Annotated in this window: 9 protein-coding genes and 1 pseudogene; 9 read left to right on the top strand and 1 reads right to left on the bottom strand. The window is 43.5% G+C overall.

Going from position 1 to position 13,208, the window contains the following annotated elements; translation table 11 throughout:
• From NST94_RS24250 to NST94_RS24215, 8 genes and pseudogenes are all read left to right on the top strand, one after another.
• Nucleotides 1–861, top strand: a complete 861-nt coding sequence (locus tag NST94_RS24250) for a carbohydrate ABC transporter permease (RefSeq protein WP_036679629.1) — start codon at nucleotides 1–3, stop codon at nucleotides 859–861.
• Nucleotides 862–869: 8 nt separating this feature from the next.
• Nucleotides 870–2,363 (top strand): NHL repeat-containing protein, encoded by a 1,494-nt coding sequence (locus NST94_RS24245; protein WP_139332089.1) that lies wholly within the window; start codon nucleotides 870–872, stop codon nucleotides 2,361–2,363.
• A complete protein-coding gene (locus NST94_RS24240) occupies nucleotides 2,360–2,974 on the top strand; it encodes a YIP1 family protein (protein WP_076129177.1) in 615 nt (204 codons plus the stop codon). The genes NST94_RS24245 and NST94_RS24240 overlap by 4 nt, the downstream gene beginning before the upstream one ends.
• A gap of 18 nt (nucleotides 2,975–2,992) precedes the next feature.
• Nucleotides 2,993–5,365, top strand: coding sequence for a DUF5696 domain-containing protein (locus tag NST94_RS24235; RefSeq protein WP_339281383.1), 2,373 nt, complete (start codon nucleotides 2,993–2,995; stop codon nucleotides 5,363–5,365).
• Between the two features lie 4 nt (nucleotides 5,366–5,369).
• Nucleotides 5,370–6,245 carry a sugar ABC transporter permease gene (locus NST94_RS24230; RefSeq protein ID WP_081382489.1) on the top strand — a complete coding sequence of 292 codons (876 nt, stop codon included), beginning with the start codon at nucleotides 5,370–5,372 and terminating at the stop codon, nucleotides 6,243–6,245.
• 3 nt (nucleotides 6,246–6,248) lie between these two features.
• Entirely contained in the window at nucleotides 6,249–7,241 is a 993-nt protein-coding gene (locus NST94_RS24225) for a carbohydrate ABC transporter permease (RefSeq protein ID WP_339281382.1), read from the top strand.
• Between the two features lie 199 nt (nucleotides 7,242–7,440).
• Nucleotides 7,441–8,529 (top strand): low temperature requirement protein A, encoded by a 1,089-nt coding sequence (locus tag NST94_RS24220; RefSeq protein WP_339282160.1) that lies wholly within the window; start codon nucleotides 7,441–7,443, stop codon nucleotides 8,527–8,529.
• A 197-nt stretch (nucleotides 8,530–8,726) separates the two neighbouring features.
• Nucleotides 8,727–9,023: pseudogene (locus tag NST94_RS24215) on the top strand (HAD-IIB family hydrolase); the annotation flags it as partial.
• A gap of 148 nt (nucleotides 9,024–9,171) precedes the next feature.
• Here NST94_RS24215 and NST94_RS24210 read toward each other — a convergent pair.
• Nucleotides 9,172–10,167 carry a serine hydrolase gene (locus tag NST94_RS24210; RefSeq protein WP_339281381.1) on the bottom strand — a complete coding sequence of 332 codons (996 nt, stop codon included), beginning with the start codon at nucleotides 10,165–10,167 and terminating at the stop codon, nucleotides 9,172–9,174.
• Nucleotides 10,168–10,280: 113 nt separating this feature from the next.
• Between NST94_RS24210 and NST94_RS24205 the strand changes: the two genes are divergently transcribed.
• Nucleotides 10,281–12,653, top strand: coding sequence for a YcdB/YcdC domain-containing protein (locus tag NST94_RS24205; RefSeq protein WP_339281380.1), 2,373 nt, complete (start codon nucleotides 10,281–10,283; stop codon nucleotides 12,651–12,653).
• The last annotated feature ends 555 nt before the right edge of the window (nucleotides 12,654–13,208 follow it).

Genomic DNA, 13,208 nt, shown 5'->3' with positions numbered 1-13,208 from the left:
ATGCACAAAATAAATTTACGGCGTATTGACTATGGCGGCATCTTTTTATATCTGTTCTTAACGGTGTTTGGCCTAATTATGCTGCTGCCACTTGTCTATATGGCAGTGACTGCTTTAAAACCAACAAGCGAACTATTCCTGTTCCCCCCGCGGTTTTTCGTAGTGAATCCGACGTTGGTGAACTTTCGTGATTTGCTGTTAATTACCGGAACTTCGGCGGTGCCGTTCTCACGGTTTATTTTCAATAGCGTGGTCGTTACATCGGGGATTGTGGTCGGGGGTGTCTTAATTTCAGCAATGGCGGCTTATCCGCTTGCCAAGCACAATATGCCATTTAAAAGCGCTATCTTTAGTATGATTGTGGCGGCGCTGATGTTTTCACCCTTAGTATTGCAAATACCGCAATATCTGCTGATTAGCCGCAGCGGATTAATGAATTCGTATTTTGCAATGATCTTACCTTATCTGGCTGCACCGATGGGAATGTTTCTTATGACCCAGTTCCTGCGGCAGCTTCCAGATGCTTTATTAGAGGCGGCCCGCATAGACGGGGCTTCAGAATGGAAGGTATTCTGGGTGGTTGTGATGCCAATGCTTAAGCCGGCGATTTCGACTTTTGCTTTATTTAGCTTTATTTCTGCTTGGAATGATCCGTATCCTTCAATGGTGTATACGACTGTTCAGGAAATGAAGACATTGCCGCTTGCCATCCAAACCATCAGTGGTGGAGCCGGAGTCGTTGCTAGGGTAGGTACTTTGGCAGCAGCAAGCTTCTTGATGATTCTCCCGACTATTCTTGTCTTTATATTAACGCAGCGGATGGTGCTTCAGACAATGGCCCATTCGGGGCTGAAGGAATAGGGGGAGTAATGATGATAGGACGCAATATGAAAAAAATGCTGCTAACAGGGCTACTGGTGACGCTGACACTGCCAGTGCTGCTGCTTCCAGGGCAGGCGCTAGCTGGCGAAGCCCCGTATGAGGGGTATACGTGGAATCAGTCCGGCAATGAGGTCCGCTCGATTAATGGTTATCTCTACGATTCTTCTATCGATCCAACAGGAACAGATACGGGGTCCTTCAAAAATCCGGAATCTCTCTTTATTAGTGATGACGATTCACTCTACGTAGTAGACACGGGCAATAGCCGGATTGTTCATATGGATAAGGACGGTCGTCTGCTAAATTTGATCGGTGATACGGAAGGCAGCGGCAAGCTGCAGGAGCCGAAGGGTGTATTCGTGAAAGAGGATGGAACGGTATATGTAGCAGATACAAAAAACGCGCGTATTGCTATTTTTGATAAAAATGGCAAGTTTGTAAAAGAGTTTCTAAAACCGGATAGCCCATTACTGGGTGCTAATTTCTCTTATTCTCCTTCTAAATTAGTTGTAGATAAGCGTGATTATATGTATGTGGTGAGCGATGGTAACACGCAGGGGTTGCTGCAAATTGACTCGGGCGGTAAGTTCAAGGGGTTCTATGGAGCGAACCATGTAGGCTTCTCCTGGACACGACTCTTAATTAAGCTGGTGGCCACCAAAGAGCAGCAGAACCAGCTGGCGACCGTTAAACCTTCTGAGTTCTCCAACGTGGATCTGGATGAAGAAGGATTTATCTACAGCACGACCCTGGGCGAAGAGTATAACCAGATCAAACGGTTATCTCCGGTAGGCGTAGATACGCTGAACATTGGTAAACACTGGTACGGTGATTATTACTCCGAGGGTCCATTCAGTATGGCTTCTTTTATGGGCATCAGTATTGATAAGAACGGGTTTATAACCGCGCTGGATTTGCAGTCCAGTAAAGTCTTCCAATATGACAAGCTGGGGAATTTGTTATTCAGCTTCGGCGGGATCGGGGATCAGAATGGACTATTCGTGACTCCTTCCGCCGTAGATCAAACCGCTGATGGTCTGATCTATGTAGTGGATAAAGGACGGGGCAGAATCGATCGCTTCCGGACCACGCCGTTTGCGGATTTGGTTCATCAGGCATCTTTGCTATATGTAGATGGCAGCTATGACGAAGCGCAATCCTTATGGCAAGAGGTGCTGCGATTAAACGCCAATTATGATATGGCTTATCAGGCTATCGGCAAAGCGCTTTATAAAGCAGAGCAATATAAGGAATCTATGAGCTATTTCAAGCTTTCAAATTCCAAAGCTGACTATTCATCCGCTTTCCGCGAATATCGTAAATTGTATATCCGGGAGCACTTTACTTATTTCTTCGCCGGCGGAATTGGACTGTTCTTAGTACTGTTCTGGAGTGCACCGAGATTATACCGGAGATTCCATGCCTGGCTGTATAGAGGAAACAAGGCAGTTTTGGAACCGGCAAAGGGGGAGATTGGATGAACACTTTGCGAATGATTCATCAGGTTGTAGTTCATCCTTATCAGTTCTATAACGATATTCAAGGAAAGCAGCGTATCCGCTGGATACAGGGGATTGCCATCGTTCTACTGACCTTTGTGGCACGAATGATCTCGATTCTGATTACAGGGTATGCTTTTCAAACTAGAGAGCCGCATGAAATCTCTATGTTTCATGAGTTTATTTGGCTTATCGTTCCTTGGTTGACCTGGTGTGTCTCGAACTGGGGTGTCAGTACGATTATGGATGGTGAGGGGAAATTTAAAGAGATTTTTGTGGGCAGTGCCTTTGCGCTTGTTCCATACATGCTCTTTATCATCCCAGTCACACTGCTAACGTTGGTCCTTTCGCTGGATGAGGCTTCAACCTTCAATCTGCTGCACAAGTTTGTGATTCTTTGGGTGGCTTGGTTGATTTTAATGAAGGTGAAGATCCTGCATGATTTTGAGATTCGCAAGGTTATTTTTATCACCATAATCAGTGTAATAGGGATCGCCATTATCTGGTTTGTAGGCATTTTGCTGTTTGGTATTTCCAATCAATTTGTTTCATTTATTGTCGATCTGCTCAAAGAGTTGAGATTGCGCGCGTAAGGAGGGAAAGGTAACACGATGAGAAAAAAAGTTAAAGTGCGGGGCATTCTCTGTATTGTTGTGATGATGCTGTTCGCAGTGATAAATGTTCAACCCCTACACAGTTCCGCCGATCCGTCTACCGCTGCGCAGTCTGTTCAGACTGAAGAAAGCAAAGAGGTTGGGCAAGAGGAAACATCGGTGGTGACTGAACCAGCTGAAGGGCAGGCCACTGCTGTGCAAGAAAAGGAGACCACGGCTCCGGCAGAAGAGCAGGCTCCAGCAGCTGTAGCAGCACTTGTTCAGAAGGTTGAGCTGCAGCCGGTCACGCTTGGAACAAAAGCACTGGAGAACGAACGCTATATTTTATATGTAGATGAGAAATCGGGAAATCTTCGCATCACAGACAAAATCACAAACAAGGAGTGGCTTGGATCTCCACAGCTGGAGCGAACAGCCATGCCAAATATTAAGAAATATACGACCGCGCCAATTTATGCCAGATACACACAGGGGGCTGACATTACACAGGTCTACCCACTTAAAGATGAAGACTCGACGGTTACCGTAACGATTGAGCAAGATGTCGTCCGCGCGGAGTTTGCTTTTATTAGCCTGAAGCTTTCTTTTGCTCTGGAGTACAGACTGACTGCTAATGGATTTGAGGCTTCCATTCCACAGGAGTATTTGAAGGAAGAGGGGAATGCGAAATTCACGAGTCTGGAGGTGCTGCCATTTTTTCATGCGGCTAGAGAAGATGCAGAGGGGGCAATGATGCTTCCAGATGGTTCAGGGGCATTGCTGGAGTTTCGGAAAGATCATCCCGCTTATTTGAAAGGTTATTCTGAATACATTTACGGCGGGGACGAAACCTTCGTGAAACAAAATCATGAAATTACGGATAACTCTTGGCAAAAGGCGGCACCTCTTAAAAAAGCTATCGCTTTGCCAGTGTTTGGGATCTATCAGGGAGACACAGGATATTTAGCAATTGTTACTAAGGGAGATACCGACGCTAAAATCAACGGTGTTCCATCAGGCATTCGCGCTATTTCGCTTTATAGAGCATCAAGTGAATTTACCCTGCGCAAGGATGATGTTATTTTTGTCGGCAATTCCGGCCAAATTCCTTATTATCAGGGTGAGATGATCAAAACCGATCGTAGCGTACGTTATGTTCTGCTCCAAGGCGAGGAAGCCAACTACGTTGGGATGGCGAAGGAATACCGTAATTACTTAATGGAAGAGAAAAAGGTCAAGGAAGTAGTTCTTGAGAACACGCCATTGTATCTTCAAGTGCTCGGTGGGATTTCACGTGATGAAGTCATCGGTTCAACTTTTATAGAAGCAGCTACGTTTAAACAAATCAAGGACATGATTGATCAATATCAGGCAGAGGGTGTTACTCAGCTAGAGATTACGATCGAGGGATGGTCCAAAAATGGTTTATACGGAAACCAGCCAGAACAATTCCCTGTTGAGAAGAAGCTGGGAGGCAATAAGGGACTAAAAGAGCTTCAGGAATATGCCGCAGGCAAGGGCGTAAATCTTTATTTGAAAGCTAACTACGTGAAACCTTACCAAGATAGCAACGGCGTGAAGGCAAGCAGAGATGCTGTGCGCGGTATTAATCGTGAAGTCTTGAAGCAGTACGTCTATTATCTCTCTACCCGGTGGAATACGGATGACTATTTTTATTTAATGAAACCTAGTGTTATCGCAAAACGCAGTAATGCTGAGTTAAGCAAGTTTCAGGATCTGGGTGTGAAGGGTGTGCAGTTTGAACACTTTGGAAGCTTGCTATACTCCGATGAGGATAATAAATCCAATACGGACCGCCAGCTTACAGAAGATACTTATGTTAATGCATTGGATAACTTCCGTAAGGGTGAGCTTAACACGGCAGTAGATTATGGTTTTGCCTATACATTAGGACATGTGAACCGGATTGATCAGGTGCCGCTCGACTCCAGTCAATTTGTCTATACAGATCGGGCGATTCCTTTTTATCAACTGGTGTTACACGGCTTAGTGCCTTATACAGCAAGCCCGGTTAATCTGTACGATGATTCCCGTAACCAAACCTTACGGGCGCTGGAATATGGAGCCCTTCCAAGTTATGAATTAACCTATGCTCCGACTAGCGATCTTCAGAGAACCATGGCAGACCGGCTGTTCAGCTCTAGTCTTGAGAACTGGCTGGCACCTTCTGTGCAGAATTATCTCACATTGAAAGAGGTCTATGACAGCATTAGCAACCAGCAAATGACGAATCATGAGCAGCTGCAAAGTAAGGTCTTTCGGACGACTTATGCAAACGGTGTGAGCATTATAGTCAACTATAATGAGCAGTCCGTTGACGTGTCTGGTCAGACCGTCGAGGCATTCAGCTATGCGGTAACAGGAGGATGATGAAGTGAAAAAATCAAAGCTATCGATGCGAGCGCGTTATTTCGTTGAAGGATATTCCTTCATCGGCCTGTGGCTGGTCGGATTTCTGGTGTTTATGGCTGTTCCGCTGGGCCGTTCCTTGTATTATTCCTTTCAGGATCTCCAAGTGAGCAAAGGCGGTTTACTGGCCACTTTTGTTGGGATGGAGCATTATCGCGCCGCTTTTACTACAGATGTTAATTTCTTGCCTCTGCTGAAATCGACGATGGTGTCGACGGTGACTCAGGTTCCGTTAATTCTTATCTTTTCGCTCTTTTGTGCGATTCTGCTAAATCGCGGACTCGTAGGAAAAACCTTTTTTCGTGGCGTGTTCTTTTTGCCGGTCATCATTGCTTCAGGGGCGATTCTGGGCAAATTGATGGATCAGGGTGCCGCAAATTTACCAATTTTTTATAATCAGGATTTATATGATAAGCTCCATAACTTTATCCCCGGCGACATTTTGAAGTCATTGCTGAAATATGCAGAATCTTTAACGCTGGTGATGTGGGATTCTGGCGTGCAAATTCTGATTTTTCTAGCGGGGTTACAGACGATTTCTGTTTCACTGTATGAAGCGGCCAAATGTGATGGAGCAACCGCGTGGGAGAGTTTTTGGAAAATCACCTTCCCGATGATTATGCCGATGATGCTCGTAAACACGTTGTTTAGTATCGTCAGCTCATTCACGAAGGCAGATAATCAAATCATGAGTCATATTTTGAATGTCGTCTTTAAGAATAATGATTTTGGATATGGCTCAGCGATGGGCTGGATTTATTTTGTGTTTATTTTCTTGGTTCTGGGTTTGGTCTTCCTGTTATTCAGCAAGTCGCTCGGTGCCACCGAAGGGAGGAAGTAGAAGATGTTGAAGGAATCCGTAAAGCAGGTTCGGACAACGAACATGGAACATCTGACAACTCGTCTAAAAGCAAGCGGCAAGCTGGACAGGGTCGTGAAACGTTCGCTTCAGGTGCTGAATATCGCTTTTTATTACTTGGTTATTCTCAGCTTAACGTTCGTATTCCTATATCCCTTGTTATACATGGTATCCAAATCCATGATGCAAGTAACAGACGTAGCTGATGCCACAGTGCAATGGCTTCCGAAAAAGATAAGTTTTGGCAACTATTTTCTGGCATGGGATTCGCTTAAATTCTGGGCCGGGTTCGCAAATAGTGCGATTATTTCCTTCGGGAGTGCGGTTCTGCAAATCTTAAGCTGTTCCTTAATCGGTTATGGTTTTGCCAGATACCGTTTTCCAGGCTACGCAGTGTGTTTCGTTCTGCTGCTGTTTACTTTTCTAGTTCCACCGCAGACGATTGTTGTGCCACTGTATTTGTTCTTTAGTGACTTGGGGTGGATTAATACACATTTGCCGTTTGTGGTTCCTTCTATGTTTGGGCACGGGTTGAAGGGGGCATTATTCGTACTGATCTTTATTCAGTTCTACCGCGGAATGCCTAAAGTGTTGGAGGAAGCAGCATGTATCGACGGTGCAGGCGCATTCAGAACGTACTGGAAAATCATGTTTCCTATCGCCAAGCCGGCAATGCTGATCGTATTCTTGTTCTCTGTGGTATGGCACTGGAATGACAGCTTTGAACCGAATACGTATTTAACAACACCGGATTTCTATAATCTGTCGCAGCGATTAGCGATGTTTTATGGTTCCAATAATCAGGCAGCGGAGACGATGTCGCAAATGACTTCGGGTTCTATTGGGATGGCCCCAACTGGACTGAATCAGGTTATGGCGGCGTGTATTCTAACCATTCTGCCAATTCTGATTCTGTATTTGTTCGTACAGCGTCATTTTGTAGAAAGTGTGGAACGCTCCGGTATTGCCGGGGAATAACTTTATTTACTAAAAACCAGCAAGCTCCCTGTGTGGAGACTTGCTGGTTTTATTTTTAGGTAAAGGGTCTTCAAATTAGTATATCAATTCGGTTAAGATGGATAAGTATTCGATAAACTGTATTAGAAATACACATCCAAACCAAGGGAGTCAGACGATGAATAAACGCACATCGGGATTTGAGCACAGTACAGTATCCATTGCTGAGAAGAAAGTTACTTGGCTGGAGCTATTTTATGATCTGCTTTTTGTAGCAGCAGTTTCAAAAGCGAGCCATGTCCTATTGCATGTAGAGGCGGGTACAATTCCACTTGAATACTTATCCAAATTTATCTTAATATTTATTCCGATCTGGTGGGCTTGGGTAGGGCAATCTCTTTTTGTGAATCGGTTTGGGCAAGATATCTTTTCACATCGGATATTCTTGATTCTACAATTATTTTTTGTATTAATAATGACGGCGAGTTTATCGGTTAATTTTGATCAATATTATATGCCATTCTTAATAGGTTATGTTGGTTTAAGAGCTATGACAGCCATTCAATATCTTACGATAAATAAGAATGAAGCGGCTGATAGAAAGGGCACTGCCCGGTATTTGGGAAGCAGATTTTGGATTGGATTAGTGATCTCTTCTTTATCACTTTTCTTTGACTCTTGGATGCGTTATGTAGTTTTGTATGCGGGAATTACTGTAGACATTCTGCTTCCATTAGTAGGCAGGAAATACTTGGTAAAAAGTCCGATCAATACTCATCATTTATTGGAACGCTTTTCGTTGTTTACGCTTATTCTGCTTGGGGAATCAGTGGTCAGTATCCTTGCGGTTTTACAGTCTAGCCACTGGACGTGGCATTCTATTGTATTTGCATTATTAACTTTTCTATTAATTATAGCTATGTGGTGGCAATATTTTGATAATGTTGAAAAGAAAGTGGATAAGACTATAGAGACTGCCGGGCAAACCATAATTTACGGGCATTTATTTATTTATGTATCCTTGAGTATGATTGCAGCGTCGATCCAACTGCTATTTTTAGATCAATTAAATTATACATTTATGGTGTGTTTTATTTTTGGATCGGTCCTGCTCTACTTCTTCTCTACCTCACTGGTCTTCCATAAATATAGACGTATACAGCAACGGTTAGGGATATTCCATTTGACGTTATTATTAGGTTTACTTGGTGTTTTTTTCGCAGTAGATTTGTTGTTCCTTATACCTAATTACCTGATCATTGGTGAAATGATGTTATTTTTTGTGGTATATGCAAAATTAACGACGTAAGCTTGTTGTGCTGAAGCTGAATAAGAAAACAAGAAGGAAGCTGATCCGTGTGATCGGCTTCCTTCTTGTTTTAGATCCCATGAAATATAATCTATCTAGTTACGATCGAACGGGGAGGCTTATTTCATAATATGTATAAGATTGTATTTTTTGATGTGGACGGTACTCTAGTGAGTGAAATTGATAGAAGTATCCCAAGATTTCCTGAATTATGGTTCGAACGTTTTCACGGATACGTTATGAATGTGCTTGAAGAAACAAAAGTTTCTAAATCAACGGCGATTAAACAAGTGCTGGATTATCTGAATATTTGCAAGTCAGAGGCTATCGCGTTTGGTGACGGTGGGAATGATATCGACATGTTGGAGTATGTGGGATTGGGCATTGCGATGGGAAACGGTGCGGAACAGTTAAAACAAAAAGCCGATTTTGTTACAAAAAAAGCAAGTGAAGGCGGGATAGCCTACGCATTAAAGAAATTTGGTGTCATTTAAGCTTGCAGCAAACGAGTTGAAGAAAAATTAATAGCGATCATTTGTACAAAACTAACAGCGACAGCCCAAGACTTTATCAGTCTATGGCTGCGGCTGCTTTATGGATTGTGTGGTATCCACACATAGAACTGCATGTGATTCCTGGTTCTTACTGCCCTAGAAGAGCCGGCACAATAAATCGGCCGAAAACATTTGCAGGAGAGCCTTTTTTGTACTTATCCGCGGTGATAACGGCAACCAGCTCGTATGCAGGAACTACAATGATATGCTGCCCTTTAAAGCCGAGTGCAAAATAATAAGGGATCTCGTTCGGCTGTTGCTCTGAACCTACATTGAATTGGGATACCCACCAATGCCAGCCGTAGAATCCTTTTTGCGGATGATTGGCTTCAACGTAAGGGCGAGTAGATTGCTGAATTGTATCTGGAAAAAGGATCTGCTGATCCTTCCAGCGTCCCTCTTGCAAATAAAGTAAGCCGAATTTCAGCATATCCTCCGGCTTCAGATGAAGTCCGAACCCACCGGTATGTATGCCTTGCGGATCGCTCTCCCAGTGATAGCTTTGAATGCCAAGTGGTTGAAACAGCTGGTCTTCGGCAAATTCTGCAACCGCCTGTCCAGCACAATCACGCAGGATTGCGGACAAGAGCTGAGAGGAGCCTGAGTTATAAGTCATCACGGTTCCTGGTGTATGAGCTAATGGCTGTGCAAGCACAAATTTTATCCAGTCTGCGGTTTTAGTCATGGCCGGAAAAGAATTCTGCCCACCAAACTCTGTCCAGTTAAAGCCTCCGGTCATCGTTAATAAATGTTCGATAGTGATCTCTCTTTTACGTGGGTCACGATCTTCTTTTAATGAAGGAAAAAATAAAGAAATAGGTGTGTCTGGAGGTGGAATCATTTGTTTATCTATGGCTATGCAAACTAAGGCGGAGAGTATGCTTTTGGTGCACGAGTTGATTTTGCCAAGCTCTTCAGCGATTTGTGGATCGCGGTAATGCTCCAGTATGGGTTCTCCATGTTGAATGATCAAACAACTGCGAATGTCTAGGTTAGTAATACCGTCAATAAGCGGCTGAAGGTTCCAGTCAGTAATGTCGGTGACCCCCTTTCTAGATGAATTATAGCTGCAACTGTTTACCATTATAGCTCACATCACAAAAATGTCGTAATTTCCTGTCGTTAAATAATTATGGAAAATACAAGAAAATATCTGTATAATAATATGAATCACGTGTTAGAGGAGGATGAATTCTTTTGAAAAGCAATAGTACTCTTTTTGTTCATCAAACAGCTAAAACGGTATTAATCACTTCCGTTGCACTCGCGTTACTCTTACCCCCTGGCTTAGCCGCAGCCGATTCTATATCTGTTAGCAGCAACACTTCCGTAACGCAGGTTAGTACGCAATCAGCGGCTCCAGCTACGACTACGAAATCTGAGGCTGATCCTGCAAAAGTGAAATTCACGCAGGAGCAAGCCATTGCAAAGTTAAAAGAACTATTCCCATCTCTAAAAGATGCAACTGTAAACAATGTTCAACTGGGATCTAACCAAAGCTACCCAGCTCCAGCAAATCAAATGATCTGGCATATTCAGTGGCAGGTTCAAGAAGGGAATATAGGATATGGTTTTAGCAGTGAGGTAGACGCCATTAATGGTGATATCATCAACACCTATCTCTCATTCTCCCAGGAGAAGAACGAATCCTATTATCCACCGAAAGTATCGCAGACTCAGGCATTGGAGATCGCCAAGACTTTTGTGGCTAAGGCAGCCTCATCGGTTAAGAGCAGTGAGCTGCAATTAAATGAGAATGTTGGTTATAGTTATTTTTCGGAATCATTATTCGGTCCTGTTCAATATGGATATAACTTCAGTATTCTGAAAAATGGTATTCCTTCTGGATCGGACAGCATTAACATAGTTGTGGATGGTAACGGAACTGTAACGCAATTCTCTAAGTCTTCTCAAGGGCTTGAGTACCCGTCTGCACAGCCCAAGATTACCTTGGAACAAGCACAGAAGCAATTTGCGGAACAGTTTGATGTGGGCCTATTTTACATTCCTATTTATAAGAACGGAAAACCTAACAACTGGATCCTAGGCTGGCGTCCAATAGATCAGTCTCTATATCCTATCGATGCATTAACGGGCAAGCGGATAGATTATGAAGGAAAAGAATCCGTATCCACCTCAGTCGTGTATTCAGAAGTAGCGAAGAGCAAGGATGTTTTTCAGGCAAGAAGTTCTAGTACAGAGCTTTCTGCAAAAGAAGCAGCACAGCTTGTAGAGAAGGTTGCTTATATCCCGGCAGATCGTAAATTGATCTCGCAAACCTTGAGAAATGACTATCAGGATTCAGATCGAAAAATCTGGCAGCTATACTGGGGCAGTAATGGAAATGATCGTTACATTGGTGCTGGCTTTCCAGAACAATCCTCTGCTGAGATCGATGCAAAGACCGGTGAAGTATTGCAGTACCAGGTTCAAGCTTATGGTGCTATTCAGGATAAGAAGAAGGAAGAGCCGGCACCTGCTGGAGGTAAGAAGCTTAGTGAGGCTGAAGCGAAGGTGAAAGCGCTTAGTATAATTAATAGTCTATATCCTCAGGCGAGCCAGAAGCTAAAGCTGGTAGAATACGGGGATAATTCGAGTTTGACTTCAGACGGATCAGGATATGGATACCAGTTTATTAGATATCATCAAGGAATTCCTGTGAGTGACAGCACCATTACGGTAAGTTTGGATCTTTACGGCAGACTGACTTCTTACATGGGGAATCGGATAAGCGGTATCGATGGAATCACATTATCGCCTGATGCAACAATTTCCAAGAAAGAAGCGCTCGAAAGTTATAAGCCTAAATATCAGACTAAGCTGAAATATACTCAGGTTGGTGGATACAATACTTATAGTAACTATGTCGCACCGAAGGTGAAGCTGGTATATGATACAACCTTTGATGAATCTAACGGATTGAATCAGGTTTTGGATGCAGCCACTGGAAAATGGGTTGCGGTGTATGATTACCTCGGTCAGCAGGATGCTCAACTATCTGCAACGGACATCAAAGGTCATACAGCAGAGCGGGAATTATCAGAATTGGTAAACCACCATGTGATTACACCGGATGCCGATGGCAAAGTGAACCCGGATCAAGAAATAACTGTCGGTGATTGGTTATCCTATCTTGCCAAAGCTTCTAGTCCGAATTTCACCAATTATTATAATAATAATGAACGAAAAACTGTGGCAGGCGTGAAGCCAGAGAATTCATATTATGATGCAGTTATTTTTGCAGCAGATCGTAAATGGATCAATAAGGATGAAAGCCTGCAAGTAGAGAGTAAGTTAACCCGGGAACAGCTTGCTGTTCATCTGGCTAATTTCTTGAAATACAATAAACTCACAGCTTATCTTGATAAAGATGTGACTGTAAGTCAGTTTAGTGATAGCTCAGCTATAAACAATAAGGGGGCCGTGGCTCTTGTTGTGAAATTGGGACTCTTAAAGGATGACAACGGCAAGTTTAATCCGCAGCAGAATGTAACAAAAGCGCTGGCGGCTTCGGTGATCATGAAGCTAGTTGAGCTGCAAGGAAAGACTGATCAGATCATTGGTCAATAAGTGTTAAAAAGACAGCCAGGCAGCGATTCTCCGACGATTGGAGAATCGCTGCCTGGTTTTTTAGTTTGCAGCGCGGCGGATTGACTAAAGCATCTCTATCTGGCAAATGCAGTTTCCAGTATTCTCTTAGCATTTTTTGTGCGCCGATTCTTGCTGGAATCCGCAAAATAACTGCATTCTATACAGCTATTTCTTATGCAAAAGGTGAATGTGTATCTTTAATTGCATTCTCTGCAACTAAAAACTAGAGAATTCACCTATTGGCGAGAAAAGCAAGAATATAAGTGTACGAAATACACTTATATCCTTTGGCCGAGTGATTTGATGCATTATAAGTGTACTAAATACAATTAAACGCGTAATGCCGCGTAATCCTCAGCGCAATCCTCCGCGCAATCCTCCGCGTAATCCTCCGCGTAATCCTCCGCGTAATCCTCCGCGTAATCCTCCGCGTAATCCTCAGCGCAATCCTCAACGCAATTCTCAGCGCAATTCTCAGCGTAATCCTCAACGCAATCCTCAGTCCATTCCGCCTACACTATGCACCGCCGGCTC

The sequence above is a fragment of the Paenibacillus sp. FSL H8-0282 genome, from assembly GCF_037963825.1.
Lineage (GTDB): Bacteria > Bacillota > Bacilli > Paenibacillales > Paenibacillaceae > Paenibacillus_AQ > Paenibacillus_AQ odorifer.
The sequence above is the reverse complement of the archived record's forward strand: the minus strand, read 5'-3'. Positions and strand labels throughout refer to the sequence as shown.